This window comes from Rhodopseudomonas pentothenatexigens (assembly GCF_900218015.1).
Classification (GTDB): domain Bacteria; phylum Pseudomonadota; class Alphaproteobacteria; order Rhizobiales; family Xanthobacteraceae; genus Rhodopseudomonas; species Rhodopseudomonas pentothenatexigens.
This window is the reverse complement of record NZ_UFQQ01000001.1, coordinates 249,675-274,751: the sequence shown is the minus strand read 5'-3', so window position 1 is coordinate 274,751 and position 25,077 is coordinate 249,675. Positions and strand designations below refer to the sequence as shown.

The following is a 25,077-nucleotide window of genomic DNA, read 5'->3' as shown; positions in this document are numbered from 1 at the left end:
TTCGCCCTTAGTAGGAGCGCGCCGGCTGCGAGGCGGGCACGGTGCTGTTGATAATCACGGTTCCCAGCACGATGTCGTGCAGCAGCCGACGGCGGCCGTTGAACAGGCCGACCAGCAGAACCAGCGGCGTCAGCATCGACAGCGACAGCCAGAACAGGAAAGCGTGGGCGGCGCCGAGCACGAAATAGCCGGGCTCGCCGGTCCAGGTGGTCAGCTCCAGTCCCATCGCCCGCATCCCGATGGTCGCCGAGTACGGACCGCCGAGCGAAGCGCCGTAGTACACCAGCGCCCAGATCACCGACAGTGGCGATACCAGCCAGAACAGCGTCCAGCCGATGCCGAGCGTCACCAGCCCGAACATCGCGATGAACACCGTCACTACCACCACCGGGACGGCGAGCACGACGAGGTCGATCAGGAAGGCGAACACTCGCTTGGTCAGGACGCCTTGAAACAGTTCCGGATTGAGCCAGGGGTCGAACGCCGCCGGCCGCACGTCGCCGCCGCGCCAGCCACTCCCACCATAGTCAGCCATCAGCCTGCTCCCCGTTGCACGCTCCCGAACCGGAGCGATCGTCCGGCTCGACATGGCGACGGCCTGCGCGGCTTGCAAGGCTGCCGCGACATTACAAACCGTCCATCGCGCCGCCCGTAGGCTGGCGAATCAGCAACAGGCCGCGGCCGGGCCGGGCGAAAAATCAGCCCTGCTGCCGCAGCTTCTCGGCCGCAGCCGGGGCGAAGTAGGTGAGGACGCCGTTGGCGCCGGCGCGCTTGAAGGCGAGCAGGCTTTCCATCATCGCCCGGTCGCCGTCGAGCCAGCCGTTGTTGGCGGCGGCGGCGATCATCGCGTACTCGCCCGACACCTGATAGGCGAAGGTCGGCACCCCGAAGGTCTCCTTCACCCGGCGCACGATGTCGAGATACGGCATGCCGGGCTTCACCATCACCATGTCGGCGCCCTCGGCGAGGTCGAGTTCGACTTCGCGGATCGCCTCGTCGGTGTTGGCCGGGTCCATCTGATAGGTGCGCTTGTCGCCGGTCAGCGCCTTGGCTGATCCGATCGCGTCGCGGAACGGGCCGTAGAACGCGGAGGCGTATTTCGCCGCATAGGCCATGATCTGGACGTCGAGAAAGCCGGCGGCATCCAGCCCCTCGCGGATCGCGCCGATGCGGCCGTCCATCATGTCCGACGGCGCGATCACGTCGCAGCCGGCCTCGGCCTGCACCAGCGACTGCTGCACCAGCACCGCGACGGTCTCGTCGTTGAGAATTCGGCCGTCCTCGATCAGGCCGTCATGGCCGTGGCTGGTGTAGGGATCGAGCGCGACGTCGCACAGCACGCCGATCTGGGGGAACTCCTTCTTGATCGCGCGGACGGTCTTGCAGACTAGATTTTCCGGATTGGAGGCTTCGGTACCGTGCTCGTCGCGCAGCGACGGCTCGGTGAACGGGAACAGCGCGATGCACGGGATGTCGAGCTTGGCGGCGCGCTCGGCGTCGCGCACGATCTGGTCGACGCTGAGCCGTTCGACTCCCGGCATCGAGGCGACCTGGACCCGCTGGTTGGTGCCGTCGATCACGAACATCGGCCAGATCAGGTCATCGGTGGTCAGAACGTTCTCACGCACCAGCCGGCGAGCCCACTCGGTCTTGCGGTTGCGGCGCGGACGGATGGTGAGATCGAGCGGCGGAGCGGCGGGCCGAGTCGAGGGATCACGAATCTCGATGGGACGGCCGAACTTGATCGCCATGGTGCCAACTCTCCCTGCAGGCTCTGCTGTGTTCACGGAAAATAGCATTTTGACACCCCCGCGTCACGGCGCTGTTGATTTGGCGCAATCCGTCGGTTCCGCGGCCATCACAGCCGATTGATTTTGCTGCTGCGGCGGGCCAAGACTCTCGGCGAACCCGACCGATCCGCCGAGCAGCAGCCGAGCCGCATGTCCGAACTCCAAACACGCGAACCACCGCCGCGCGACCAGGCGATTTCCGTCGCGGCGATTTCGCCGGAGCGGCCCGACAACCACGACAACGACTGGACGCGGCGGCTGGTGCTGTTCCTGCGGGTGATGGCGGTGCTGTCGGTCGCCAAGGGGCTGTACCATTGGGCGCAGATCACCGGCTTCGTCGGCGGCGAGGACGACGCCTTCGAGGTCCAGACCATGGCCTGGCAGACCGCCACGATCTATTTCGCGGTGATCGAACTGGTCGCCGCAGTCGGGCTGTGGCTGGCGACGCCGTGGGGCGCCGTGGTGTGGCTCACCACCGTGGTGTCGATGGCGGTCATCGAGCTGATGTTCCCGGCGATCTATGGCGGCAGCCTTGTCGTCGTGCTCGGCGAAGCGGTGCTGCTCGCCGCCTATCTGGCGTTGGCCTGGTTGGCAGCGCGCGAACGCCCGCCATAGCGCGTGCGGCGAGCGGTGCCGCATCACGCAAGGCGGCGCCGTATCAACAACAACGACAACAAAAAAGGGGGGACATCCATGGACCAGCTTCATTCCGGCGGCACCGGCGGGAGCCTGATCGTCAACGCGATCGCGCGCTACGGCGACCGGCCGGCGATCGCCGACGGCAGCATCCGCTGGAGCTACCGCGAGCTCGGCGAGGCGATCGGCCGCTTCATCACGCTATTCCGCGACTGCGGCCTCGCCAAGGGCAGCGCGCTGTCGATCTTGTCGTCGAACCGCGCCGAATCCTGGGCGGCGATCTGCGCCGCGACGGTGATGGGGATGCGCTACACGCCGCTGCACCCGATGGCCGCCGAGGACGACCACGCCTTCATCATCGAGGACGCCGAGATCGACGCGCTGATCGTCGAAGGCGGCAAGTTCGCCGCGCGCGGCGAAGCGATCCGCGCCCGCGTGCCGGGCCTGAAGCATCTGCTGTCGTTCGGCGCTGTCAACGGCGCCCGCGACCTGCTCGATGGCTTCGCTGCGGTGCAGCCGGCGCCGCTGGTCGACGACAGCGCGACCTCGGAGATCGCCTGGCTGGCCTACACCGGCGGCACCACGGGCCGCTCCAAGGGCGTGATGATCCCGCATCGCGCGCTGACCACGATGGCGGTGATCCTGTATTCGGATTGGGACTGGCCCGCCGAGATCCGCTACCTCGCCGCGACACCGATCAGCCACGCCGCGGGCGTCACGGTGTATCCGGTGATGATGCGCGGCGGCTTCACGCGGCTGGTGCAGGGCTTCGAGGTCGAGTCGTATTGCCGTGTGGTCGCCGAAGACAGGATCACCGCGGTGTTCCTGGTGCCGACGCTGATCTACGCGCTGATCGACGCCGCGGAGGTGAGGGTGCGTCACGACCTGTCGTCACTCGACATGATCGTGTATGGCGCGGCGCCGATGTCGCCGGACCGCCTGCGCGAGGGCATCAAGATCTTCGGCAACATCTTCGTGCAGCTCTACGGCCAGACCGAGGCGCCGCAATGCATCACCACGATGCGCAAGGTCGACCACGACGACTCCAAGCCGGGCCGTCTCGGCAGTTGCGGACGGCCGAGCCCGCTGCTCGACGTCAGGCTGTTCGATTCCGAGATGCGCGAAGTCGGCCCCGGCGAACCCGGCGAGATCTGCGTGCGCGGCACGCTGGTGATGGACGGCTATTGGAAGCGGCCCGAAGCCACCGCAGATGCGTTCCGCGGCGGCTGGCTGCACACCGGCGACGTCGCCGTGAAGGACGCCGACGGCTACCTCTATATCGTCGACCGCACCAAGGACATGATCATCTCCGGCGGCTTCAACATCTATCCGCGCGAGGTCGAGGATGCGTTGATGGCGCATCATGCGGTCGCGTCCGCCGCGGTGATCGGCGTGCCCGATGACAAATGGGGCGAGGCGGTCAAAGCCTTCGTGGTGCTGAAGCCGGGCGCGAACAACGACGCCGCCGAACTGCAGGCGCACGTCAAAGACAAGCGCGGCGCGCCGTGGTCGCCGAAGACGATCGACTTCGTCGATGCGATTCCGGTCACCGGCCTCGGCAAAATCGACCGCAAGGTGCTGCGTGCCCCATATTGGGAAGGCCGCACCCGCGGCGTCGCGTAAACAAGCTCCCGACATTTTAGCGAGACGCGGTCCGGATAGGGTTGTGAAGACCTTAACCGGATCGCGGACGGTCCGGCCGATCCGTTACGCAGATCTTTCAAATTCGAACGAAGCTGTCTTCAAATGCGACACGGGGATCCGGAAAACCCTTGAATCGACGCCGATCCGTGAATCAAAAGTTGCAAAAAGCCCTTGATTTGCAGGCTTAATGCGCGGTTCACTGTCTTAAATTCATGATCTCTTTATCGTCTTATTTAAGCTGATGTTCAAAGCGGCCCCTTAAGGTGGACCTATCAGACGAGACAGAAGTTTCGTCGAATAAGTCGATCAAAAAAGACGACAGGGGAAGTGTCATGATCAAAGCAGTCGCCACGGCGGCGGAAACCTCCGCACCCGCAGCAGCAGCCAACACGCCGGTCCAGCCGCTCTATCTCGAGGCACTCACCTTGGTGGAGCGACTGCACCGCCGGCTGCTCGACGTCATCAAGGACGAGTTCGACCGCCGCGGCCGCGCCGATATCAACTCGGTGCAGGCGCTGCTGCTCTACAACATCGGCGACAAGGAGCTGACCGCCGGTGAGCTGCGCACCCGCGGCTACTATCTCGGCTCCAACGTCTCCTACAATCTGAAGAAGCTGGTGGAGCTCGGATTCCTCGATCATCAGCGGTCGCGGGTCGATCGTCGCTCGGTGCGGATCCGGCTGACCCCGCAGGGTCAGGAAGTCCGCCACATCGTCGAGGCGCTGTACCAGAAGCACGTCAAGACGGTGGAGCAGGTCGGCGGCATCTCCAGCGAGGAGTTCGCCACGCTGAACAAGTCGCTGCACCGCCTCGAGCGGTTCTGGACCGACCAGATCCTGTATCGGCTGTAACGCCGTCCGAAGATGCGCGCCAACGCCGGCCGGCGAACCGCCGAGCCGCTGCTCCAGGAAGCAGGCCCGCGCGCTGTCGGTTCTCCAGACCTGTCGTCCTCGGCCTCCCGCAAGGGAGGCCGATTTGTTTTGCGCCGCGAATATCGCCGGAACCGTCGGGAACCATTGCGGCCTTCGCGACTTGTCGTTTCGACAGCGGGGAGAGGGCGATGCTGATCGAACGAGGGCTCCGAGTGATGAACGTGGATACGATCGGAAAAGCGTACGACATTGCGGCCAACTACCTGCGCCGCACCGGCACGATTGCGGACACAACCGCGACCAACGACGCGCTTCTCGAACTGATCGTGCGCCTGTTCCAGCGCGGCGAGACTCATCCGATCCGGCTCGCCAACAAGGCGATCAGCAACTTCGAGACCGCCAAGCTCGCCGCCTGATCAATGCCGCCCCATCAAGGAGACGCCATGCAACGCGCCATCGATCGCGTGATCCAGACCTACGGCCTGCTGACCACCCAGGAAGCGGCCGAGAATGCCAAGGCCAAGGTCGAAAGCTATATCCGCACGCTGGTCGAGGCGGGCGAGACCGACGACAACCGCCTGACGGTGTGCGGCCTGGTCTATTTGCGCGAGCTTGACGGCAGCAACGATCCGGTGAAAGCTGGCTACACGGGGATGTAGCTCGGCGGTGCACGGATGATGATGCGGCTGATCGCGGGACTGGTTGCGATCCTGCCTGCCGTCGTCATCATGTCGGGCGTCATCGCCACCGCGGAGACTCCGCGCAAGCATTCCCTGATCGAAGCCGTCGGCATCAAGGAACTGGTGGGGTGGCCGCCGAACGCCGCCGACGTGCTGCGCTATCTGCACCAGTTCAACATGTTTCAGGTGCAGGCGGCGGGGCTGGCGGATGCCCGTGGCGACGACTCGCTGCGGCAATACGCCTTCGCGCAGGCGCGGCTGGCGCGCGAACGCGACCAGCAGGTGGTCAAGCTCAACACCTTCACGCTGCTGTCGATCGACCTTCCGAACCAGCCCAATGTGATCCTCAGCAACGAACTCGCCGGCCTGCGCGGTGCGGTCGGCCGGCGATTTATCGCCGACTTCCATGCCAAGCAGATCCAGGAATTCCACCGGACCGTCGACGTGATGCGGCGCTACCTGCTGCATCCGGACAACGACCAGATCCGCCGGTTCGCCGCCGAGCAACTGCCGCTGCTGGAGCGCGACCTGGAGATGCTCGAAGGCCGCGAGATGCGCGAAGACCGCATCGCCGGCTGACGGCGGCTTGAGCGCGGCCGCGACGTGGCCTACATCGGCATCATGAGCATCGCGCATTCGGACATTCTGAACGACGAGCAGATCGCGCTTCTGGTGCGGACCTTCTACGGCCGCGCCCGGGAGGACTCGGTGATCGGGCCGATTTTCGACCGCGCGGTGCAGGATTGGGATCACCACATCGCCCAGATCACGGATTTCTGGTCGTCGATGCTGCTGAAGACCGGGCGCTACGGCGGCCGGCCGATGCGGCCGCATCTGATGCTGAATCTGGCGCCGGAGCACTTCGACCGCTGGCTGAAGCTGTTCGAAGCGACCGCGACAGAACTGTTCACCCCGGAGGTGGCGGCCGAGTTCATCATCCGCGCCCGCCGCATCGCCGACAGTTTCGAGATGGGCATTGCGACCAACCAGGGCAGGGTCGCGAGCCCGCGGCACAGCGTGTAGGGCGGCGCGGCCTTCCAGCCCGTCATTCCGGGGCGCTCACGGCAGTGAGCGAACCCGGAATCCCGAGCTTGTGGAAACGCTCGCTTGACCAATCTCGGGATTCCGGGTTCGCCGCTGCGCGGCGCCCCGGAATGACGCGGGTGAGGAGAGGGCGCTGACGCGGTCCGTTTTGTGACGCCCCTTACGACTTCGCGGCCTCGAGCTTGTCCTGCGTCTTGGTGTCGAAATCGCCGGCGTCGTGGCGTTCGTGGAGCTGGCTCGACGGCTCGCCGCTGATGCGGTTGACGATGCGGCCGCGCTTCACCGCCGGGCGAGCGCCGATCTGTTTGGTCCAGCGCTGCACATTCTTGTAGCTTGCCACATCCAGAAAGGTGGCGCTGTCGCCGTACAGCACGCCGTTGACGAGGCCGCCGTACCACGGCCACACCGCGATGTCGGCGATCGAGTATTCGGCGCCGGCCAGATATTCGGTCTCGGCCAGCCGGCGGTCGAGCACGTCCATCTGCCGCTTCACCTCCATGGCGAAGCGGTTGATCGGGTATTCCCACTTCTCCGGCGCGTAGGCGTAGAAGTGCCCGAAGCCGCCGCCGAGATACGGCGCCGAGCCCATCTGCCAGAACAGCCAGTTCAGGCATTCGGTGCGGCCGGCCAGATCCTTGGGGATGAACTCGCCGAACTTCTCGGCCAGATACAGCAGGATCGAGCCGGATTCGAACACCCGCAGCGGCGGGGTCACCGAGCGGTCGAGCAGCGCCGGGATCTTGGAGTTCGGATTGACCCCGACGAAGCCGGACGAGAACTGGTCGCCGTCGCCGATCTTGATCAACCAGGCGTCGTATTCGGCTTCCTTGTGGCCGCGCGCCAGCAGCTCCTCGAGCAGGATGGTCACTTTCTGCCCGTTCGGGGTCGCCAGCGAATACAGCTGCAGCGGATGCTTGCCGACCGGCAGTTCCTTGTCGTGGGTTGGGCCGGCGATCGGCCGGTTGATCGACGCGAATTTGCCGCCGTTTTCCTTGTCCCAGGTCCAGACGGATGGCGGCGTGTAGGGGGCGTCGGTCATGCAAGGCTCCGGATTGAGGTTCGGATTGTGGTTGGTGGGACAGCAGACATTGGCGAGCCCCGCGCGCTTTGCAAGAGCCATCGGCAGCGGGACCATGCGCCGGAACGCCCCGACGCCGCCTTCAGGCCGCGGCTGCCGAGGAACCATCGCGGCCGCCGCTGTTTAGCTCCACTCCGATGACAGGAGCGACGAGTGTCCTACGCCCGATTTGCCGCGATGATCGCGACCTCGACGGTCGTGATGTTCGGCCTGATGTATCTCAACACATATGCGCTCGACCACGTCTGGTACAGCCAGACCCGGACCTGGATGGCGCTGGTGATGGGCGCGGTGATGGCGGTGATCATGCTCGGCTTCATGTGGTCGATGTATCGCAGCCGCACGGCCAATTGGGGCATCGTCGCCGGCAGCGTGGTGGTGTTCGCGGTGGCGCTGTATCTGGTGCGCAGTCAGGACACGGTCGGCGACGTCGCCTTCATGAAGGCGATGATCCCGCATCATTCGATCGCGATCATGACCAGCGAACGCGCCCACATCCGCGATCCGCGCGTCCGCAAGCTCGCCGACGCCATCTGGCAGACGCAGGTCCGGGAGATCGCCGAGATGACCGCCCTGATCGGCGAGCTCGAACGCAACCCGCCGCCGGACGACGCACCCGACCTGCCGCCGCCGGACAAGCGCTGAGGCGAGGCGGCGCGGCGCCCGCGACCGCGTCCTGACGGACCGGAGGCCCCGGATTGTTGTCCTGATCGGCGACTGCCCACCGATTTTCGCACGGCGCGGCGGATTTGATGCGACCGCCGTCATCGCGCTGCGCTACAACGCGGGGCAACGACACAATGGACGATGGACGACATGGACAAGAAGGCGATGCGCGAAGAGGCCGAACGGCTGATGCGCGAGGCGATGGCGACCCGCAACGTCACGGTCAAGCAGGGCGACACCGTGATTAACACCACCTGCGGCAAATGCGGCGCCCCGAACAAGGTCAAGGCCCCAAAGGGCGTCAGCCGCGTGGCCTACGTCTGCAAGGAATGCGGGGCGAAGCAGGAGACGCTGTGAGCGCAGCTCGGCAGCCCGGATTGGGGGTTGCGAATGCGCCGAGGCAATCGTCGCCGTAGCCAACGAACTCGCAAAGCTCGCTCGCAATGCACTTGTCCAGATCGACTTGCAAGAGTTCAGAGTCTCGGCAATTCAGGCGTGCTGATGTGTCAGAGCGCTTCTCGTCAGCAACACCTGATTATCACACCTCAAACTCTCACCCCCTGCGGCGCCGTGAAGGTGTCGTCTACCACGTTGCCGGTGTTGCGGACTTCGGCGGGTTCGAAGATCATCACTTCGGCTTCGTCGTCGGCTGCGGTGCGGTGTTGGACGCCGCGCGGCACGACGATGTAGTCGCCGGGGCCCATCTCGACGACATGGTCGCGAAACTCGACGCGGAAGCGGCCTTTCCAGACCAGGAACATCTCCTCGCAATCCTCGTGCAGGTGCCACGGAAACACGCCCTGGACCTTGACGACCTTCAGCTCCTGGCCGTTGAGGCTGGCGATCACCTTCGGGCGCCATTGCTCCGAAAACGCCGAGAACTTCGTGGCGATCGTCCCTTGCTGGATCATTCGGCGCTCCCTGTTGCTGAGGCCTTGTTGGGCAGCTATAGCATCACGGAAGATGCGATGTGCGCCCGCTCCGGCCAACTGTGGCACAACTAGGCGGGAGACAGCCAGCGATCAAGCCCGCATCGCGTCGCCGGTGAGCAAGTAGCCCGCATGAGCGAAGCGAAATGCGGGGCTTTCCAAAAGCCTTCAATTCCGCATGTCGCTTCGCTCATGCGGGCTACGAGTCTCACACCCAATTCTCCGTCCTTACTCCCGGCATCCGAGCGAACTCCCGCATGTTGTTGGTGGCGACGATCAGTCCCTCGCTGCGGGCGTGACCGCCGATCTGCATGTCGTAGGCGCCGCAGGGCGTGCCGGCGCGTTCGAGTTCGGCGCGGAGCTGGCCGTAATGCGCCGCGGCCTTTTCGGCAAAGGGGAGGACGTCGAGGCGTGCTGTGAAATTGGCAATCGTGTCGAGGTTCTCGACTCGGCGGGCTGACTTCTCCGCACCGTAAATCAGTTCGCCGAGGGTGATGCTGGAGATGCAAAGCTGCTCGGCCAGCTCGTTGAACTTGTCCTGTAGGGACGGCGGCCGGTTCTTGATCACGTAGATGCATATGTTGGTATCCAGCATGTAGGTGAGCATCACAGCGGCTCACGCTCATCGGCGGCGGGCTGCTCGCGCTCGCTGAGGAAGTCGTCGCTGGCGCGCGGGCCGTTCAGGAAAAAGTCGTCCCAGCGCTGGCCATGCGGCACGATCACGCGACTGCGGCCGATCTTGAGGATGTCGACCTTGTGCACTCCGTCCGGGAAGGCGACAGCCTTGGGCAGGCGGACGGCTTGGCTGCGGTTGCTGGTGAAGACGGTCGAACTCGCCATGGCCACACTCCAATAGGGATATCCAATTGGGATATACATAACGCCTGGCCTCGATCACCGCAATGGAAGCGGTCCCGGCAGCGCCTCCTGCAAACCCCTCGCATCCACCATATCTGGGTCTGACTGAGGCGCATGGCCGCAAATGTGGCGGCGTCCTTGGCCGGCGGGGGCGGATGTGCTATGGCCCAGCCGCCGCTTCCGAACCGCTATCCTGTAACCGCTCGCATCCGATGAACCGGCTGCGACGGTGGAGACTTTTCCCATGAGCACAGCCAACCCCGCCTCCGCGCCCGACAGCTTCTTCTCCGCCTCGCTCGAGCAGGCCGATCCCGAGATCGCCGCTGCGATCCGCGGCGAACTCGGCCGCCAGCGCCACGAGGTCGAGCTGATCGCCTCCGAGAACATCGTCAGCCGCGCGGTGCTGGAAGCGCAGGGCTCGGTGATGACCAACAAGTACGCCGAGGGCTATCCGGGCAACCGCTATTACGGCGGCTGCGAATTCGTCGACGTCGCCGAGAATCTGGCGATCGAGCGCGCCAAGAAGCTGTTCGGCGCCGGCTTCGCCAACGTCCAGCCGAACTCCGGCAGCCAGATGAACCAGGCGGTGTTCCTGGCGCTGCTGCAGCCCGGCGACACCTTCATGGGCCTCGATCTCGCCGCCGGCGGCCATCTGACCCACGGCGCGCCGGTCAACATGAGCGGCAAGTGGTTCAAGCCGGTACACTACACCGTGCGCCGTGAAGACCAGATGATCGATATGGATGCGGTCGCCAAGCTCGCCGAAGAGGCCAAGCCGAAGCTGATCATCGCCGGCGGGTCGGCCTATCCGCGCGCCTGGGACTTCAAGCGCTTCCGCGAGATCGCCGACAGCGTCGGCGCGTATTTCATGGTCGACATGGCGCATTTCGCCGGCCTCGTCGCCGGCGGTGTCCATGCCTCGCCGGTGCCGCACGCCCATGTCGTCACCACCACCACCCACAAGTCGCTGCGCGGCCCGCGCGGCGGCCTGATCCTCACCAATGACGAGGCGCTGGCCAAGAAGTTCAACTCGGCGATCTTCCCGGGTCTGCAGGGCGGCCCGCTGATGCACGTCATCGCCGCCAAGGCGGTGGCGTTCAAGGAAGCGCTGCAGCCCGACTTCAAGGTCTACACGAAGAACGTCGTCGAAAATGCCAAGGCGCTTGCGGAAACGCTGCGCGGCGCCGGCTTCGATCTGGTTTCGGGCGGCACCGACAACCACCTCATGCTGGTCGACCTGCGGCCGAAGGGGCTGAAAGGCAACGTCTCGGAGAAGGCGCTGGTCCGCGCCGGCATCACCTGCAACAAGAACGGCATCCCGTTCGACCCCGAGAAGCCGTTCGTCACCTCCGGTCTGCGCCTCGGCACCCCGGCGGCGACCACCCGCGGGTTCGGCGTCGCCGAGTTCCAGCAGGTCGGCAACTTCATCGCCGAAGTGCTGAACGCCATTGCACAATCGCCGGACGGCAGCGCGCCGCTGGTAGAAGCCTCGGTGAAGCAGCGGGTGAAGGAATTGACGGATCGGTTTCCGATTTATCAGTAAACAGCCCCGTCATGGCCGGCCTTGTGCCGGCCATCCACGTCTTGACGGCGTGGCAGCGGTACGAAGACGTGGATGGCCGGGACGAGCCCGGCCATGACGAAAGGTGAGGGACCGATCCCCTCGGAGGTCACTGAGGACGCGTCGCGATGCGCTGCCCGAACTGCAACAGCCTCGATACCCAGGTGAAGGACAGTCGGCCCACCGAGGATTCCTCGGTGATCCGGCGACGGCGGGTATGCATCGCCTGCAACTTCCGCTTCACCACCTTCGAGCGGGTGCAGCTGCGCGAGCTGATCGTGATCAAGCGCAACGGCCGCCGGGTGCCGTTCGACCGCGACAAGCTGGTGCGCTCGGTGCAGATCTCGCTGCGCAAGCGGCCGGTGGATCCGGAGCGGGTGGAGCAGATGGTGTCGGCGATCGTGCGCGAGCTGGAGAGCGGCGGCGAGGCCGAGATCTCGTCGGAGATCATCGGCGAGAGCGTGATGGAGCACCTGCGCAAGCTCGACGACGTCGCCTATGTCCGGTTCGCCTCGGTGTACCGCAATTTCCGTGAGGCCAAGGATTTCGAGGCCGTGCTCGGCGAACTGTCGCACGAAGACGAGGCGAGGGCGGCGCTGGTCCGCAAATGATCTTCCGCATCCTGGAGGAGCAGATCGGCAACAAGCTCGCCACCGAGAAGGCGGCCAAAGCCGGTGAGGCGGCGGACCGCCGCTTCATGCAGCTGGCGCTGGCGCTCGGTCGGCGCGGGCTGGGGCGGACCGGCACCAACCCGGCGGTCGGCGCGGTGCTGGTCAAGGACGGCGTCATTGTCGGCCGCGGCTGGACCCAGGACGGCGGCCGCCCCCATGCCGAGGTCGAGGCGCTGCGCCGCGCCGGCGAGGCGGCGCGCGGCGCCACGCTGTACGTGACGCTGGAGCCGTGCTCGCATCACGGCCGCTCGCCGCCCTGCGCAGATGCGATCATCGCCGCCGGCATCGCCCGGGTGGTGTCGGCGATCGAGGACCCCAATCCGCTGGTCGGCGGCCAGGGCCACGACCGGCTGCGCGCCGCCGGGATCGCGGTCGAGATCGGCGTTTGCGCCGAGGAGGCGACCCGCGACCACGCCGGCCACCTGCTGCGGATCAGCGCCCACCGTCCGCATGTGACGCTGAAGCTCGCAGTCTCGGCCGACGGCAAGATCGCGGCAGCGGGCCATCAGCCGGTCGCGATCACCGCCGAGGCGGCGAACGCCCGCACCCACCTGCTGCGCGCCCGTTCGGATGCGGTGCTGGTCGGGATCGGCACTGTCCTTGCCGACGATCCGGAGCTGACCTGCCGGCTTCCCGGGATGACGGCGCAGTCGCCGATCCGGGTGGTGCTCGACCGATCCTTGCGGATTCCGGCCACCAGCAAGCTGCTGCATTCGGCCCGAACCACGCCGCTGTGGCTGATGGCCTCCGAAATTGCCGAAGCCGCCACCGCGGCGCGGCTCGGTGCCGCCGGTGCCGAGGTGGTCCATGTGGCCGATTGTGCCGCCGCGCCGGGGCTGGATCTGCCGGCGGTGCTGCACGCGCTGTCGGAAAAAGGCGTCACCCGCCTGCTGGTCGAAGGTGGCGCCCGTGTCGCCGCGGCCTTTGTGACGCAGCGGCTGGCCGACGAGATCTGGCTGTGGCGCAGCGAGGCTGCGATCGGTGCCGACGGCCTCGACGCGCTGGATGGCCTGCCGCTCACGGCAATCACCGACTCGCCCCACTGGCGCGTTCGCAGCACCGAGCGCGTGGGCCCGGATACGCTCACCATCTACGACCCGAACTAAGAAGGCATTCCATGTTCACCGGCATCGTCACCGACATCGGCGAGATCGAGACCGTCAAGCCGGTCGCGCAGGGCCAGTTGCACCGGCTGCGGATCCGCTGCGCCTACGACCAGTCGACCATCGTGGACGGCGCCTCGATCGCCTCGAACGGCATCTGCATGACCGTGGTCGGCTCCGGCGTCGAGGGCGGCAAGACCTGGTACGAGGTCGATGCCGGCGCCGAGACGCTGGCCAAGACCACCGCGAAGGCCTGGACCGCCGGCACGAGGCTCAACCTCGAGCGCGCGCTCAAGATCGGCGACGAACTCGGCGGCCACATCGTCACCGGCCATGTCGACGGCATCGCCCAGGTGGTGGCACGCGAGGAGCTGCCGGACATGGCCCGCTTCACGCTGGACACCAGCCGCGAGCTCGCCCGGTTCATTGCGCCGAAGGGCTCGGTGACGCTCGACGGCACCTCGCTGACGGTGAACACCGTCGAGGACACCCGGTTCTCGGTGCTGATCATCCCGCACACCCTGTCCGCCACCATCCTCGGCGGCTGGCAGGTCGGCAGCGAGGTCAATATCGAGGTCGACCTGATGGCGCGCTATGCGGCGCGGCTGAGCGAGACGAAATAGGCGGCAGACACGGACGAGGACGTCATGCGCGGGCTTGGCTTTGCGCCGGCCTCCGCCTACAACCCGCAGGCCCTCATGGTGAGGAGGCGCGAAGCGCCGTCTCGAACCATGAGCTTCGCGGCGCTCATCCTTCGAGACGCGGCCAATGGGCCGCTCCTCAGGATGAGGTCCGTACTGGCCGAGATGCAGACAACCGACCGAAGAAGAAGCGACACATGGCAGACGCGCGGCGCGCACCCCTGAAAGACCAGACCGACGTTTCCGGCGCGCGCGTCCTGATCGTCGAGGCGCGGTTCTACGACGACATCCAGGACGCGCTGCTGGACGGCGCGGTTGCCGAGCTGAAGGCCGCCGGCGCCACCCACGACGTCCTCACTGTTCCGGGCGCGCTGGAGATCCCGGCCGCGGTCGCGATCGCGATCGATGCCGCCGAGGCCGCCGGCAAGCCTTACGATGCCGCGATCGCGCTCGGTTGCGTGGTGCGCGGCGAGACCATCCATTTCGAGATCGTGTCGATGGAATCGGCGCGCGCCCTGATGGACCTCAGCGTCGCGCGAAAGTTTCCGCTCGGCAACGGCATCATCACCGTCAACACCGACGAGCAGGCCTGGGCGCGGGCCAAGCCCGGCGACCTCAACAAGGGCGGCGACGCCGCGCGTGCCGCGCTGGCGATGCTGCGGATCAAGCGCCGGCTGGCGAAGGCGTGATGCCGATGGCCGAGATCGACAAACCCGCGTTCAGGAAGCCCGACCCCAAAAAGGTGGCGCCGAAAGGCGAGCGCAAGGCCAACCGTCGCGGCGCGGCGAGGCTCGCCGCGGTGCAGGCGCTGTACCAGATGGACATCGGCGGCGCCGGCATCAACGAGACCTTCGCCGAGTTCGAGAGCTTCTGGATCGGCAACGAGGTCGAGGGCGAGCAGTATCTGCCCGCCGAAGCCGCGTTCTTTCGCGACATCGTCGCCGGCGTGGTCCGCGATCAGAAGCAGATCGATCCGTTGATCGACGATCTGCTCTCCAAGGGCTGGCCGCTGGCGCGGATCGACGCCATCCTGCGCGCGGTGATGCGGGCAGGGGCCTACGAGCTCGAACACCGCAAGGACATCCCCGCGCGGGTCGTCGTCTCCGAATATGTCGACGTCGCCCACGCCTTCGTCGAGAAGGACGAGACCGGCATGGTCAACGCCGTGCTCGATCAGATCGCCCGCCGGTTCCGCGAGGACGAGTTCACGCGCTGAGCACGGCCTTGAGGTCGCAGCGTCGCGTCGGGCTCTGCTAGGCTTGCCAAGGGGCCTAAAGTCCTCATCCTGAGGAGCCCGGCAAAGCCGGGCGTCTCGAAGGATGAGGAGCCGCATCCGCCTGCTGCGCATGGTTCGAGACGGCGCTTCGCGCCTCCTCACCATGAGGTTCTGCCTGTTGTGAGCACTCCGAAACGCGGTCCCGATCCTATCAAAGACAGAACTGCTCCAGTGCCATGCCCTCCGGTGAAGACGATCTGATCGCGCGATACTTCAAGCCGCTCGCCACTGATCCGGGCGCGCGCGGGCTGGTGGATGACGCTGCCGTCTTGGCGGCGACGGGCAGCGATCTGGTGCTGACCACCGACGCGATCGTCGAAGGCGTGCATTATCTGCCGGACGATCCGCCCGAGGCGATCGCCCGCAAGGCGCTGCGGGTCAATCTGTCCGATCTGGCCGCCAAGGGTGCCGAGCCGGCCGGCTTCCTGCTGACGCTGGCGCTGCGCCAGGCCGACGAACGCTTCCTCGCCCCGTTCGCCGCTGCGCTCGGCGAAGATGCGGCGGCGTTCCGCTGCCCGCTGCTCGGCGGCGACACGGTGTCGACCCCCGGACCGATGATGATCTCGGTGACTGCGCTCGGTCGGGTCCCGCCCGGCCGGATGGTGCCGCGCGACGGCCTGCGCCCCGGCGACCGGATCGTCGTCACCGGCACGATCGGCGACGCCGCGCTCGGGCTCGATCTGCTGCAGCGCAAGGCGACCGCGGCGAGCGATTCCGACCGTGCGTTCCTGATCGATCGTTATCGGCATCCGCAGCCTCGGCTGGCGCTGGCGTCGGCGGTGCGCGATCACGCCGGCGCGGCGATGGACATCTCGGACGGACTCGCTGGCGACCTCGCCAAGATGTGCGCCGCGTCCGGCGTGACCGCGACGCTCGAAGCTGACGCGGTGCCGCTGTCGGACGCCGCCCGCGCCATGGTCGGAACCGATGCTGCGCGACTCGGCCGCGTGCTCGGCGGCGGCGACGACTACGAACTGCTTTGCGGCGTTGCACAAAGTGAGATCGATCAGTTCCTTGCTGCGGCGCAGCGCAGCCGAGTGCAGGTGACTGTCATCGGCGTTGCACAACAAGGAACCGCAGCGCCGCGCTGGCTCGACGCCGACGCCCGCGATATCTCGCTGAATAAGCTGTCTTTCAGCCACTTCTGACGCTTAGTCACAGGTATTCCGGCGTAGGGAAGGTCGCTGGAATTTGCCGAAGGTAAGCGGAAAAGCCGAGCTTAGTCCCTTCGCAGCGATTGCGGAGCACCTGTGATTTTGGCAAGGTCCGCCGCGATTTGAGGCTGCCCCGCAAGAGGGCAGGCCGTCTTGTTGCGCGCCCGCGCCGCTCCCGCAGCGCTGGCACGGGGGTGAAACTCGGGACTGAGGCAATCAGGTATGACAGCACTATGGGTGATTGTGCTCTGCGGAGCGCTATCGATCGTATACGCCATCTGGGCGACCTCGTCGGTGCTCGCCGCCGACCAGGGCAACGCGCGGATGCAGGAAATCGCGGGCGCGGTGCGTGAAGGCGCGCAGGCCTATCTGAAGCGCCAGTACATGACCATTGCCATCGTTGGCGTGGTGATCTTCGCGCTGCTCGCTTACTTCCTCGGCATCCTCGTGGCGATCGGCTTCGCGATCGGCGCGATCCTGTCGGGTGCGGCCGGCTTCATCGGCATGAACGTGTCGGTGCGCGCCAACGTCCGCACCGCGCAGGCGGCCACCACCTCGCTCGCCGGCGGCCTCGAGCTCGCCTTCAAGGCCGGCGCGATCACCGGCCTCCTGGTCGCCGGTCTCGCGCTGCTCGGCGTCACCCTCTACTTCATCTACCTGATCCACTTCGCCGGTCTGCAGGCCAACAGCCGCACCGTGGTCGATGCGCTGGTCGCGCTCGGCTTCGGCGCCTCGCTGATCTCGATCTTCGCCCGTCTCGGCGGCGGCATCTTCACCAAGGGTGCGGACGTCGGCGGCGACCTCGTCGGCAAGGTCGAGGCCGGCATTCCGGAAGACGATCCGCGCAACCCGGCGACGATCGCCGACAACGTCGGCGACAATGTCGGCGACTGCGCCGGCATGGCGGCCGACCTGTTCGAGACCTATGCGGTGACCGCGGTCGCCACCATGGTGCTGGCCGCGATCTTCTTCGGTTCGGCCACGCCCGACCAGCTGCAGAGCGTGATGACGCTGCCGCTGGCCATCGGCGGCATCTGCATCCTGACCTCGATCGCCGGCACCTTCTTCGTCAAGCTCGGCGCTTCGCAGTCGATCATGGGCGCCCTGTACAAGGGCCTGATCGCCACCGGCGTGCTGTCGCTGGTCGGCGTCGGCGCCGCGATCTGGTGGCTGGTCGGCTTCGGCCAGCTGCCGGGCGTCAGCTACACCGGCATGTCGCTGTTCCTGTGCGGCGTCGTCGGCCTCGCCGTCACCGGCTTGATCATCTGGATCACCGAATACTACACCGGCACCGACTTCCGCCCGGTGAAGTCGATCGCCCAGGCCTCGGTCACCGGCCACGGCACCAACGTGATCCAGGGCCTCGCCATCTCGATGGAAGCGACCGCGCTGCCCGCGATCGTGATCATCGCCGGCATCCTGATCACCTACAGCCTTGCCGGCCTGTTCGGCATCGCGATCGCCACCACCACCATGCTGGCGCTGGCCGGCATGATCGTCGCGCTCGACGCCTTCGGCCCGGTCACCGACAACGCCGGCGGCATCGCCGAAATGGCCGGCTTGCCGAAGGAAGTCCGCAAGTCGACCGACGCGCTCGACGCCGTCGGCAACACCACCAAGGCGGTCACCAAGGGCTACGCGATCGGCTCCGCGGGTCTCGGCGCGCTGGTGCTGTTCGCGGCCTACAATGAAGACCTCAAATTCTTCATTGCGCAGAAGTCGCCGTACTTCGTCGGCGTCGCCCCGGACTTCTCGCTGAACAACCCCTACGTCGTGGTCGGCCTGCTGTTCGGCGGCCTGCTGCCGTATTTGTTCGGCGCGATGGGCATGACCGCGGTCGGCCGCGCCGCCGGCGCGATCGTTGAGGAAGTGCGTCGCCAGTTCCGCGAGAAGCCGGGCATCATGAAGGGCACCGACAAGCCGGACTACGGCAAGGCGGTCGACCTGCTGACCAAGGCGGCGATCAAGGAAATGATCATCCCGTCGCTGCTGCCGGTGCTGTCGCCGATCTTCGTCTATTTCGCGATCTACGCGATCGCGGGTGGCGGCGCGGCCGGCAAGTCGGCGGCATTCTCGGCGGTCGGCGCGATGCTGCTCGGCGTCATCGTCACCGGCCTGTTCGTCGCAATCTCCATGACCTCGGGCGGCGGCGCCTGGGACAACGCCAAGAAGTACATCGAGGACGGTCACCACGGCGGCAAGGGCTCCGACGCCCACAAGGCCGCGGTGACCGGCGACACCGTGGGCGATCCCTACAAGGACACCGCGGGGCCGGCCGTGAACCCGATGATCAAGATCACCAACATCGTAGCCTTGCTGCTGCTGGCGATCCTGGCGCACTAAGCGGCAGGCCGGTTGGTCCAACATCAAGCCCCGCGGCGCGAGTCGCGGGGCTTTTGCTTTGCGGAAACGTCGTAGGATGGGTTGAGCGTAGCGAAACCCATCGCTTTCTCAGTATGCTGGCAATCGTCAGCGCCTCGCAACTTCGACGGATTCTTCGGCTGCTCCTTCGATGGGTTTCGCTTACGCTCAACCCATCCTACGGGCTTGGCGTGTGGGGCTTCGATGACCTCGTATCGGCGCAATTTCGTAGCCGGCGGCACCTTCTTTTTCACGGTGAACTTGCACGACCGCCGGTCTGCACTACTGATCGACCACATTGCGGAGCTTCGAGCCGCATGCCGGTATGTGCGGAAACGGCATCCTTTCGCAATCGACGCGATTGTCGTGCTGCCCGATCATCTCCATGCAATCTGGACGTTACCCCAGGGGGACACCGACTATTCGACACGGTGGCGTTTGCTCAAGTCTGCATTTTCCCGGCGACTGCCCGCGATCGAATTGATCTCCTCGAGTCGCGCCGCCAGGGCGGAGCGCGGACTATGGCAGCGTCGGTTCTGGGAACATACTCTCCGAGATGAGCGCGATTTCGCCGCTCATGCGGATTACATCCATTTCAACCCCGTGAAGCACGGCTATGTCGGCCGGGTAATCGACTGGCCGTATTCGTCGTTCAGAGCGATGGTGCGCAGCGGCGTCTATCCGCGCGATTGGGGTGGGGACGTTCGAGAGATGCAGGTTGATTGCGGCGAGCGATATCCGCCGGGCTGATGGGTTTCGCTGCGCTCAACCCATCCTACAAATTCCGCGTGTCTGCTACATCAAGCAGCAGCTAAGGCCGACACAACAACAGGAGCCCTCATGTCGCTGTCATCCGCCAAAAACTACGCGCTGCGCGCGGCCAAATCGCAGGACCAGAAGGAAGCCGTCGAACTGCTGTCGAAGGCGATTCTCGAACTGGCGAGTTCGATCGAGGCGACCGACGCCAAGGTCAAGAAGATCAACAAGGACAAATCATAGGTGTAAGATCGGCCTTTTCCGGCCGGGAGTTCGGCGCATGGCGATCGACACGACGATGCTGGAAGCCAACGGTCTGCGCTTTGCGGTCGACATCGCGGGGCAGGGCGACACCGTCGCGCTGCTGCTGCACGGCTTTCCGGAGGCTCGGCAGTCGTGGCACCGGCAGATCCCGTTCCTGGCAGAGCTCGGCTGGCGGGTGGCGGCGCCAGATCTGCGCGGCTACGGCGGCTCGTCGCGGCCGCAGGGCCAGGCCGCGTACTCGATCGAGCATCTGACCGAGGATGTCGCGGCACTGTTCGCCGCGCTCGGCGGCAAACGCCGTATCTTGATCGGCCACGACTGGGGTGGCGTGATCGCCTGGCAGGTCGCGCTGCGCGGCAAGGTGCATCTCGACGGGCTGGTCATTCTCAACGCGCCGCATCCCGACGTGTTCGCCCGCGAGCTGCGCCGCGGCTGGACCCAGCGCCGCCGCTCCTGGTACGTCGCGTTCTTCCAATTGCCGTGGCTGCCGGAATGGCTGCTGACCCGCAACGGCGGCGCACCGCTGGTGAAGATGTTCAGGAGCCACAGCGAGCACATTCCCAGCGAGCAGATCGAGATTTACCGCCGCAACCTTGTCCAGCCGGGCGCGGCCACCGCAATGCTGAATTACTACCGCGCCAACTTCTCCGGGCTGGCCGGCGGCGCCGGCAGCAATCCGGTGATCACCGTGCCGACGCTGATGATCTGGGGCAAGAACGACCTCGCGCTCGATATCAAGCTGACCGAGGGCAACGAGCAGTTCGTCGAGGATTTCACCCTGCGCAAGCTGCCCCGCGCCTCGCACTGGGTCCAGCAGGATGCGCCCGACGAGGTGAACGCGACGATCGCCGAGTGGGCGCGGGACAAAGGGCTTGCGTAGCCGGCGGCGCTTCGTCGATGGGTATCGCTGCGCTCAACCCATCCTACGACGGCTCAGGTAGGATGGGTTGAGCGCAAGCGAAACCCATCAAACCCATCAACAACCATTGCGTCGATCCGCCTCCGCCTCAGCGGAAGCTGATCAAGCGGAACAGCGGCGCCAGATAGCTCATCTCCTGGCCGGAGGTCGGCGTGGTGCGGCTGATGAAGTCGAAGATCTTGCCGTCCTGCAGGCCGTAATTGGCGATGCGGCGGACCTGGCGGTTCTTGTCGAAATAGATCGCGATCACGCGCTGGTCGATCACCTTCTGCGGCATGAACGCCACCGCACGCTCGGTGCGCTGCGAGATGTAGTAGAACACCTCGCCGTCCAGCGTCGCCACCGTCGACGGGGTACCCATCACCAGCAGCACCTGATCCTGGCTGGCGCCGATCGGGATCTGCTCGAGCGCGCCGTTGGGCAGGATGTAGCCCTTCTGGAATTGCTCCGAGGTGCAGGCGCCCATGCCGGCGCCGACCAGCGTCAGCGCCACGGCAAGGCCGAGGCTGCGCGGCAGTGAGAAACGGCTTCGCAGCGCGTCGGCGCGCCCGCGTCGGTCGATCGAAATACTCATTCGGGAGCTGGCCCCATCCCCTTGCATCGCGCAGGGCGTTGACGTACCGGGCAGGAACTCGGAAAGCAATCCCGAAAGGCCCTGACGGGCCCGGACCTGGAACCCGCGATGATCTGGCCGTTCAATCTGCTCCGTCCGCCCCGGACGCCGCCGCGCGGCACCATTGAAGCGATCTATGGCACGATCGTGGCGCAGTCGCGCCTGCCGGTATTTTACCAGCAATTCGGCGTCGCCGACACCGTCAACGGCCGATTCGAGATGCTGGTGGTGCATCTCTGGCTGGTGTTGCGGCGGATTCGCAGTGTCCAGGACGCGTCGCCGTTCGCTCAGGCGCTGTTCGACTATTTCTGCAGCGATCTCGACGCCAATTTGCGCGAACTCGGGGTCGGCGACCTCTCGGTGCCGAAGCGGATGCAGGCGTTCGGCGAGGCGTTCTACGGCCGCTCGGCGGCTTACGATCTGGCGCTGACCGAAGGCCGCGAGGACCTCGAGCTGGCGCTGAACCGGAACGTTCTCGACGGCGCCGACATTGAGAATGCACGGCGGCTGGCGGTCTATGTCGGCCAGGCGATCGCCGCGCTCGATGCGGTGCCGCCGGCCAGGCTGCGCAGCGGCGAGCTGCCGTTTCCGCCGCCGGCGGCTTGAGACGAGGACTTTCGATGATGGCGAGCCAGGACAATCCATGGAGCGTGCCGGTGGTGGTGCTGCAGATTCCGGAGACCGGGCTGCACCGCGACATCACGGCGAGCGCCGCGGAGCGCGAGGCGATCAGCGCGCTCGGCGACCTGCGCGGCGTCGCCGAGGCGACTGCGTCTTTTGATCTGAAGCCGTTTGCCGACGGGCGTGTCCAGGTCACCGGCCGGGTGCGCGCCAAGGTCACGCAGACCTGCGTGGTGACGCTCGATCCGGTCGACAACGTCGTCGACGAGCCGGTCGATCTCACCTTCCTGCCGCCGGAGCAGATTCGCGAACTTGCCGATTCGGTCGACGACGACGGCGAGCCAGATCCCAGCGATCCGCCGGAGGCGATCGAACGCGGCATCATCGATATCGGCCGCGTCGCCACCGACGCGCTGTATCTCGGACTCGACCCTTATCCGCGTAAGCCGGACGCGGTGTTCGAGCCGGTCGTCGACCGCGACGATCCCGATATGAACCCGTTCGCGGCGCTGAAAGCGCTGCAACAGCCGGCGGACGCCGCGCCGCCGCGCAAGACGAAGAAAGACTGAGCGGGCTCCGTCCGGGGTGCCACAGAGGCGGCGGGTTCGCGGCAAAAACTGATGCGCGCACGCTACGAAATGCGACTTAAATCTGCCCGATCAAGATGTTGTATCGGAGCGGAGAACGGCTATTGTCCGGCCAAATCGGTGTGCAGCGCTGCACGCTTTTCACCGCCCCGACGGGGCTTTTTTTGAGTCCACGGCCAAGCGCTTCAAGGTCGCAGGCGATCAGGCTTCCGGAACGCCCATGCCTCAGAAAGTTCGAATCGCGCTCGACGCAATGGGGGGCGATTTCGGCCCGTCCGTCGTGATCCCCGGCGCGGCGATCTCGCTCGGGCGGCATCCGGACGTCGAATTCGTTCTGTACGGCGACGCCAAGCTGATCGAGAAAGAGCTCGCCGCGCACCCGGCGCTGCGCAAGGCGTCGCGCGTCGTGCACACCGACGTCGCGGTGGCGATGCACGACAAGCCGAGCGTGGCGTTGCGGCGCGGCCGCTACAAATCGTCGATGTGGCAGGCGATCGAGGCGGTGAAGAAGGCCGAGGCCGACGTCACGGTGTCGGCCGGCAACACCGGCGCGCTGATGGCGATGGCGCGGTTCTGCCTGCGCACGCTGCCGGGCATCGACCGTCCCGCGATCGCCGCGACCTGGCCGACGATGCGCGGCGATTCGGTGGTGCTCGATCTCGGCGCCTCGATCGGCGGCGACGCACAGCACCTGAAGGCGCTCGCCATCATGGGCGCGGCAATGGCCAGCGTGCTGTTCGATCTGGAGCGGCCGACGGTCGGGCTGCTCAATATCGGCGTCGAGGAAATCAAGGGCGGCGACGAGGTGCGCGAGGCCGCCGAACTGTTGCGTGCGATGAACTCGCCGCGGTTCGACTTCATCGGCTTCGTCGAGGGCGACGGCATCGGCAAGGGCGCCGCCGACGTGATCGTGTCGGAAGGCTTCGCCGGCAACATCGCGCTGAAGGCGGCGGAGGGCACTGCCCGTCAGCTCGCCGAGTATCTTCGCGCCGCGATGTCCCGGACCTGGCGGTCGAAGATCGGTTATCTGTTCGCGCGCGACGCCTTCAAGGCGCTCAAAGACAAGATGGACCCCAATAAATCCAACGGCGGGGTCTTCCTCGGCCTCAACGGCATCGTGGTCAAGAGCCACGGCGGAACCAATGCCGAGGGCTTTGCCTCGGCGGTCGATGTTGGCTATGACATGGTCCGCTACGATCTCCTGACCAAGATCAATCAAACGCTCAACCGTGATGCCGGCGCGTTGGTCGCGACGCCGAGCGCCCAGGAGGCTGTCTCGTGACGGTGATTCGTTCGGTCGTTCTGGGCTGCGGCGCGTACCTGCCGGAGCGGGTTCTCACCAACGAAGAACTGGCCCGGACCGTCGACACCTCGGACGAGTGGATCGTCCAGCGCACCGGAATCCGCGAGCGCCACATCGCCGCCGACGGCGAATTCACCTCGCATCTGGCCACCAAGGCCGCTCAGGCGGCGCTCGACAATGCGGGCCTGACCGCCGATCAGATCGATCTGATCGTGCTCGCGACCTCGACCCCCGACCACACCTTCCCGGCGACCGCGGTGCAGGTTCAGGCCGCGCTCGGCATGACCCATGGCGTCGCCTTCGACCTGCAGGCGGTGTGCTCCGGCTTCGTGTTCGCGGTCGCCACTGCGGACAATTACCTGCGCGCCGGCTCCGCCAAGCGGGCGCTGGTGATCGGCGCCGAGACCTTCTCCCGCATCCTCGACTGGAATGATCGCGGCACCTGCGTGCTGTTCGGCGACGGCGCCGGCGCGATCGTGCTGGAGGCGCAGGAGGGCTGGGGCACTTCGGCAGACCGCGGCGTGCTGACCACGCATCTGCGCTCGGACGGCCGGCACAAGCACAAGCTCTACGTCGACGGCGGCCCGTCGAGCACCCAGACCGTCGGCCATCTGCGGATGGAAGGCAAAGAGGTGTTCAAGCACGCGGTCGGCATGATCACCGGGGTGATCGTCGACGCCTTCAACGCTTCCGGCACCAGCGCCGACAATGTCGACTGGTTCGTGCCGCATCAGGCCAACAAGCGGATCATCGACGCCTCGGCGCAGAAACTGCACATCGCGCCGGAGAAAGTGGTGATGACCGTGGACCGCCACGGCAACACCTCGGCGGCCTCGATTCCGCTGGCGTTGTGCACTGCGGTCCAGGACGGCCGCATTCAGAAGGGCCATCTGGTGCTGCTCGAAGCGATGGGCGGCGGCTTCACCTGGGGCGCCGCGCTGCTCCGCTGGTAGTTCTGCGCGTAAAATTTTAGCAGCATTTCCATGGCGTTCGGTGCTAATTTTGAGACGCTTGAGGACGCGGCGCTGTTGACCGCCGATTGTTAACCTC

At 66.0% G+C, this 25,077-nt stretch carries 31 protein-coding genes; 24 read left to right on the top strand and 7 right to left on the bottom strand.

The features are described from left to right. Positions 1-7: 7 nt before the first annotated feature. Together DWA33_RS01310 and hemB are read right to left on the bottom strand one after the other, a co-directional pair. Complete coding sequence (locus tag DWA33_RS01310; RefSeq protein WP_114356306.1) at positions 8-535, bottom strand: RDD family protein; 528 nt, start codon at positions 533-535, stop codon at positions 8-10. Between the two features lie 163 nt (positions 536-698). Then, positions 699-1,751 carry a porphobilinogen synthase gene (hemB, locus tag DWA33_RS01305; RefSeq protein WP_114356305.1) on the bottom strand — a complete coding sequence of 351 codons (1,053 nt, stop codon included), beginning with the start codon at positions 1,749-1,751 and terminating at the stop codon, positions 699-701. A gap of 189 nt (positions 1,752-1,940) precedes the next feature. Here hemB and DWA33_RS01300 point away from each other — a divergent pair, with 189 nt between their 5' ends. The 7 genes from DWA33_RS01300 (at position 1,941) to DWA33_RS01270 (ending at position 6,645) form a co-directional block, all read left to right on the top strand. After that, positions 1,941-2,405, top strand: a complete 465-nt coding sequence (locus DWA33_RS01300) for a DUF6163 family protein (RefSeq protein WP_114356369.1) — start codon at positions 1,941-1,943, stop codon at positions 2,403-2,405. A gap of 78 nt (positions 2,406-2,483) precedes the next feature. After that, positions 2,484-4,049: an AMP-binding protein gene (locus DWA33_RS01295; RefSeq protein WP_114356304.1), complete on the top strand. Its 1,566-nt coding sequence runs from the start codon at positions 2,484-2,486 to the stop codon at positions 4,047-4,049. Between the two features lie 353 nt (positions 4,050-4,402). Then, the gene (gene ldtR / locus DWA33_RS01290; RefSeq protein ID WP_114356303.1) at positions 4,403-4,921 is read left to right on the top strand and encodes a transcriptional regulator LdtR; all 519 of its coding nucleotides are present in this window, start codon (positions 4,403-4,405) and stop codon (positions 4,919-4,921) included. A 209-nt stretch (positions 4,922-5,130) separates the two neighbouring features. Next, positions 5,131-5,358: a hypothetical protein gene (locus tag DWA33_RS01285; protein ID WP_114356302.1), complete on the top strand. Its 228-nt coding sequence runs from the start codon at positions 5,131-5,133 to the stop codon at positions 5,356-5,358. A 27-nt stretch (positions 5,359-5,385) separates the two neighbouring features. Then, entirely contained in the window at positions 5,386-5,601 is a 216-nt protein-coding gene (locus DWA33_RS01280; protein WP_114356301.1) for a hypothetical protein, read from the top strand. Between the two features lie 21 nt (positions 5,602-5,622). Next, positions 5,623-6,201 carry a DUF4142 domain-containing protein gene (locus tag DWA33_RS01275; RefSeq protein WP_244601169.1) on the top strand — a complete coding sequence of 193 codons (579 nt, stop codon included), beginning with the start codon at positions 5,623-5,625 and terminating at the stop codon, positions 6,199-6,201. Positions 6,202-6,243: 42 nt separating this feature from the next. Beyond that, a complete protein-coding gene (locus tag DWA33_RS01270; protein WP_114356368.1) occupies positions 6,244-6,645 on the top strand; it encodes a group III truncated hemoglobin in 402 nt (133 codons plus the stop codon). A 181-nt stretch (positions 6,646-6,826) separates the two neighbouring features. On the opposite strand, the gene yghU is transcribed toward DWA33_RS01270, so the two are convergent. After that, positions 6,827-7,705, bottom strand: coding sequence for a glutathione-dependent disulfide-bond oxidoreductase (yghU, locus tag DWA33_RS01265; protein ID WP_114356367.1), 879 nt, complete (start codon positions 7,703-7,705; stop codon positions 6,827-6,829). Positions 7,706-7,897: 192 nt separating this feature from the next. Here yghU and DWA33_RS01260 point away from each other — a divergent pair, with 192 nt between their 5' ends. Continuing rightward, positions 7,898-8,389, top strand: coding sequence for a DUF305 domain-containing protein (locus tag DWA33_RS01260; protein ID WP_114356299.1), 492 nt, complete (start codon positions 7,898-7,900; stop codon positions 8,387-8,389). A 171-nt stretch (positions 8,390-8,560) separates the two neighbouring features. Next, entirely contained in the window at positions 8,561-8,767 is a 207-nt protein-coding gene (locus tag DWA33_RS01255) for a hypothetical protein (RefSeq protein ID WP_114356366.1), read from the top strand. Between the two features lie 188 nt (positions 8,768-8,955). Here DWA33_RS01255 and DWA33_RS01250 read toward each other — a convergent pair whose 3' ends face one another. The 3 genes from DWA33_RS01250 to vapB all read right to left on the bottom strand — a co-directional run bounded on the left by DWA33_RS01250 (position 8,956) and on the right by vapB (position 10,179). Then, on the bottom strand, positions 8,956-9,321 hold the full coding sequence (locus tag DWA33_RS01250; protein ID WP_114356298.1) for a cupin domain-containing protein: 366 nt from the start codon (positions 9,319-9,321) through the stop codon (positions 8,956-8,958). Between the two features lie 226 nt (positions 9,322-9,547). Beyond that, positions 9,548-9,946: a type II toxin-antitoxin system tRNA(fMet)-specific endonuclease VapC gene (gene vapC / locus DWA33_RS01245; RefSeq protein WP_114356297.1), complete on the bottom strand. Its 399-nt coding sequence runs from the start codon at positions 9,944-9,946 to the stop codon at positions 9,548-9,550. Beyond that, the gene (gene vapB / locus DWA33_RS01240; RefSeq protein ID WP_114356296.1) at positions 9,946-10,179 is read right to left on the bottom strand and encodes a type II toxin-antitoxin system VapB family antitoxin; all 234 of its coding nucleotides are present in this window, start codon (positions 10,177-10,179) and stop codon (positions 9,946-9,948) included. The genes vapC and vapB overlap by 1 nt, the downstream gene beginning before the upstream one ends. 262 nt (positions 10,180-10,441) lie before the next feature. Between vapB and glyA the strand changes: the two genes are divergently transcribed. The 11 genes from glyA to DWA33_RS01185 all read left to right on the top strand — a co-directional run bounded on the left by glyA (position 10,442) and on the right by DWA33_RS01185 (position 20,864). Continuing rightward, complete coding sequence (gene glyA, locus DWA33_RS01235) at positions 10,442-11,740, top strand: serine hydroxymethyltransferase (RefSeq protein ID WP_114356295.1); 1,299 nt, start codon at positions 10,442-10,444, stop codon at positions 11,738-11,740. A gap of 146 nt (positions 11,741-11,886) precedes the next feature. Further along, complete coding sequence (nrdR, locus tag DWA33_RS01230; protein ID WP_013502479.1) at positions 11,887-12,369, top strand: transcriptional regulator NrdR; 483 nt, start codon at positions 11,887-11,889, stop codon at positions 12,367-12,369. Further along, positions 12,366-13,535: a bifunctional diaminohydroxyphosphoribosylaminopyrimidine deaminase/5-amino-6-(5-phosphoribosylamino)uracil reductase RibD gene (ribD, locus tag DWA33_RS01225; RefSeq protein ID WP_114356294.1), complete on the top strand. Its 1,170-nt coding sequence runs from the start codon at positions 12,366-12,368 to the stop codon at positions 13,533-13,535. Before nrdR ends, ribD begins: the two co-directional genes overlap by 4 nt. A gap of 11 nt (positions 13,536-13,546) precedes the next feature. Further along, complete coding sequence (locus DWA33_RS01220; RefSeq protein ID WP_114356293.1) at positions 13,547-14,155, top strand: riboflavin synthase; 609 nt, start codon at positions 13,547-13,549, stop codon at positions 14,153-14,155. A gap of 215 nt (positions 14,156-14,370) precedes the next feature. Beyond that, positions 14,371-14,862, top strand: coding sequence for a 6,7-dimethyl-8-ribityllumazine synthase (gene ribH / locus DWA33_RS01210; RefSeq protein ID WP_114356291.1), 492 nt, complete (start codon positions 14,371-14,373; stop codon positions 14,860-14,862). 5 nt (positions 14,863-14,867) lie between these two features. Next, positions 14,868-15,389, top strand: a complete 522-nt coding sequence (gene nusB, locus DWA33_RS01205; protein ID WP_181902379.1) for a transcription antitermination factor NusB — start codon at positions 14,868-14,870, stop codon at positions 15,387-15,389. A 236-nt stretch (positions 15,390-15,625) separates the two neighbouring features. Next, positions 15,626-16,597, top strand: coding sequence for a thiamine-phosphate kinase (gene thiL / locus DWA33_RS01200; protein WP_114356290.1), 972 nt, complete (start codon positions 15,626-15,628; stop codon positions 16,595-16,597). Positions 16,598-16,825: 228 nt separating this feature from the next. Further along, positions 16,826-18,946 carry a sodium-translocating pyrophosphatase gene (locus DWA33_RS01195; protein ID WP_114356289.1) on the top strand — a complete coding sequence of 707 codons (2,121 nt, stop codon included), beginning with the start codon at positions 16,826-16,828 and terminating at the stop codon, positions 18,944-18,946. 222 nt (positions 18,947-19,168) lie between these two features. After that, positions 19,169-19,714: an REP-associated tyrosine transposase gene (locus DWA33_RS01190; protein WP_114356288.1), complete on the top strand. Its 546-nt coding sequence runs from the start codon at positions 19,169-19,171 to the stop codon at positions 19,712-19,714. A gap of 90 nt (positions 19,715-19,804) precedes the next feature. Further along, on the top strand, positions 19,805-19,963 hold the full coding sequence (locus tag DWA33_RS25045) for a hypothetical protein (RefSeq protein ID WP_167443097.1): 159 nt from the start codon (positions 19,805-19,807) through the stop codon (positions 19,961-19,963). Between the two features lie 37 nt (positions 19,964-20,000). Beyond that, positions 20,001-20,864: an alpha/beta fold hydrolase gene (locus DWA33_RS01185; RefSeq protein WP_114356287.1), complete on the top strand. Its 864-nt coding sequence runs from the start codon at positions 20,001-20,003 to the stop codon at positions 20,862-20,864. Positions 20,865-20,991: 127 nt separating this feature from the next. Here DWA33_RS01185 and DWA33_RS01180 read toward each other — a convergent pair whose 3' ends face one another. After that, positions 20,992-21,477 (bottom strand): outer membrane protein assembly factor BamE, encoded by a 486-nt coding sequence (locus DWA33_RS01180; protein WP_114356286.1) that lies wholly within the window; start codon positions 21,475-21,477, stop codon positions 20,992-20,994. Between the two features lie 108 nt (positions 21,478-21,585). On the opposite strand from DWA33_RS01180, the gene DWA33_RS01175 reads away from it, so the two are divergent. From DWA33_RS01175 to DWA33_RS01160, 4 genes are all read left to right on the top strand, one after another. Beyond that, positions 21,586-22,122: a ubiquinol-cytochrome C chaperone family protein gene (locus DWA33_RS01175; RefSeq protein ID WP_114356285.1), complete on the top strand. Its 537-nt coding sequence runs from the start codon at positions 21,586-21,588 to the stop codon at positions 22,120-22,122. Between the two features lie 17 nt (positions 22,123-22,139). Continuing rightward, positions 22,140-22,706 carry a YceD family protein gene (locus DWA33_RS01170; protein ID WP_114356364.1) on the top strand — a complete coding sequence of 189 codons (567 nt, stop codon included), beginning with the start codon at positions 22,140-22,142 and terminating at the stop codon, positions 22,704-22,706. Between the two features lie 238 nt (positions 22,707-22,944). Then, positions 22,945-24,006 (top strand): phosphate acyltransferase PlsX, encoded by a 1,062-nt coding sequence (plsX, locus tag DWA33_RS01165; protein WP_114356284.1) that lies wholly within the window; start codon positions 22,945-22,947, stop codon positions 24,004-24,006. Continuing rightward, positions 24,003-24,980: a beta-ketoacyl-ACP synthase III gene (locus DWA33_RS01160; protein WP_114356283.1), complete on the top strand. Its 978-nt coding sequence runs from the start codon at positions 24,003-24,005 to the stop codon at positions 24,978-24,980. The genes plsX and DWA33_RS01160 overlap by 4 nt, the downstream gene beginning before the upstream one ends. Positions 24,981-25,077 lie beyond the last annotated feature (97 nt).

What these genes read in the sequence shown, in the direction of transcription:
- thiL (WP_114356290.1), top strand. Translation starts at nt 15,626, where the DNA reads ATGCCCTCCGGTGAAGACGATCTGATCGCGCGATACTTCAAGCCGCTC.
- DWA33_RS01300 (WP_114356369.1), top strand. Translation starts at nt 1,941, where the DNA reads ATGTCCGAACTCCAAACACGCGAACCACCGCCGCGCGACCAGGCGATT.
- DWA33_RS01185 (WP_114356287.1), top strand. Translation starts at nt 20,001, where the DNA reads ATGGCGATCGACACGACGATGCTGGAAGCCAACGGTCTGCGCTTTGCG.
- hemB (WP_114356305.1), bottom strand. Translation starts at nt 1,751, where the DNA reads ATGGCGATCAAGTTCGGCCGTCCCATCGAGATTCGTGATCCCTCGACT.
- DWA33_RS01280 (WP_114356301.1), top strand. Translation starts at nt 5,386, where the DNA reads ATGCAACGCGCCATCGATCGCGTGATCCAGACCTACGGCCTGCTGACC.
- yghU (WP_114356367.1), bottom strand. Translation starts at nt 7,705, where the DNA reads ATGACCGACGCCCCCTACACGCCGCCATCCGTCTGGACCTGGGACAAG.
- DWA33_RS01180 (WP_114356286.1), bottom strand. Translation starts at nt 21,477, where the DNA reads ATGAGTATTTCGATCGACCGACGCGGGCGCGCCGACGCGCTGCGAAGC.
- plsX (WP_114356284.1), top strand. Translation starts at nt 22,945, where the DNA reads ATGCCTCAGAAAGTTCGAATCGCGCTCGACGCAATGGGGGGCGATTTC.
- DWA33_RS01255 (WP_114356366.1), top strand. Translation starts at nt 8,561, where the DNA reads ATGGACAAGAAGGCGATGCGCGAAGAGGCCGAACGGCTGATGCGCGAG.
- DWA33_RS25045 (WP_167443097.1), top strand. Translation starts at nt 19,805, where the DNA reads ATGTCGCTGTCATCCGCCAAAAACTACGCGCTGCGCGCGGCCAAATCG.
- DWA33_RS01220 (WP_114356293.1), top strand. Translation starts at nt 13,547, where the DNA reads ATGTTCACCGGCATCGTCACCGACATCGGCGAGATCGAGACCGTCAAG.
- DWA33_RS01170 (WP_114356364.1), top strand. Translation starts at nt 22,140, where the DNA reads ATGGCGAGCCAGGACAATCCATGGAGCGTGCCGGTGGTGGTGCTGCAG.
- DWA33_RS01285 (WP_114356302.1), top strand. Translation starts at nt 5,131, where the DNA reads ATGCTGATCGAACGAGGGCTCCGAGTGATGAACGTGGATACGATCGGA.
- DWA33_RS01175 (WP_114356285.1), top strand. Translation starts at nt 21,586, where the DNA reads ATGATCTGGCCGTTCAATCTGCTCCGTCCGCCCCGGACGCCGCCGCGC.
- DWA33_RS01250 (WP_114356298.1), bottom strand. Translation starts at nt 9,321, where the DNA reads ATGATCCAGCAAGGGACGATCGCCACGAAGTTCTCGGCGTTTTCGGAG.
- DWA33_RS01195 (WP_114356289.1), top strand. Translation starts at nt 16,826, where the DNA reads ATGACAGCACTATGGGTGATTGTGCTCTGCGGAGCGCTATCGATCGTA.
- nusB (WP_181902379.1), top strand. Translation starts at nt 14,868, where the DNA reads ATGGCCGAGATCGACAAACCCGCGTTCAGGAAGCCCGACCCCAAAAAG.
- ldtR (WP_114356303.1), top strand. Translation starts at nt 4,403, where the DNA reads ATGATCAAAGCAGTCGCCACGGCGGCGGAAACCTCCGCACCCGCAGCA.
- DWA33_RS01295 (WP_114356304.1), top strand. Translation starts at nt 2,484, where the DNA reads ATGGACCAGCTTCATTCCGGCGGCACCGGCGGGAGCCTGATCGTCAAC.
- DWA33_RS01270 (WP_114356368.1), top strand. Translation starts at nt 6,244, where the DNA reads ATGAGCATCGCGCATTCGGACATTCTGAACGACGAGCAGATCGCGCTT.
- glyA (WP_114356295.1), top strand. Translation starts at nt 10,442, where the DNA reads ATGAGCACAGCCAACCCCGCCTCCGCGCCCGACAGCTTCTTCTCCGCC.
- vapB (WP_114356296.1), bottom strand. Translation starts at nt 10,179, where the DNA reads ATGGCGAGTTCGACCGTCTTCACCAGCAACCGCAGCCAAGCCGTCCGC.
- ribH (WP_114356291.1), top strand. Translation starts at nt 14,371, where the DNA reads ATGGCAGACGCGCGGCGCGCACCCCTGAAAGACCAGACCGACGTTTCC.
- ribD (WP_114356294.1), top strand. Translation starts at nt 12,366, where the DNA reads ATGATCTTCCGCATCCTGGAGGAGCAGATCGGCAACAAGCTCGCCACC.
- DWA33_RS01310 (WP_114356306.1), bottom strand. Translation starts at nt 535, where the DNA reads ATGGCTGACTATGGTGGGAGTGGCTGGCGCGGCGGCGACGTGCGGCCG.
- vapC (WP_114356297.1), bottom strand. Translation starts at nt 9,946, where the DNA reads ATGCTCACCTACATGCTGGATACCAACATATGCATCTACGTGATCAAG.
- DWA33_RS01190 (WP_114356288.1), top strand. Translation starts at nt 19,169, where the DNA reads ATGACCTCGTATCGGCGCAATTTCGTAGCCGGCGGCACCTTCTTTTTC.
- DWA33_RS01275 (WP_244601169.1), top strand. Translation starts at nt 5,623, where the DNA reads ATGCGGCTGATCGCGGGACTGGTTGCGATCCTGCCTGCCGTCGTCATC.
- nrdR (WP_013502479.1), top strand. Translation starts at nt 11,887, where the DNA reads ATGCGCTGCCCGAACTGCAACAGCCTCGATACCCAGGTGAAGGACAGT.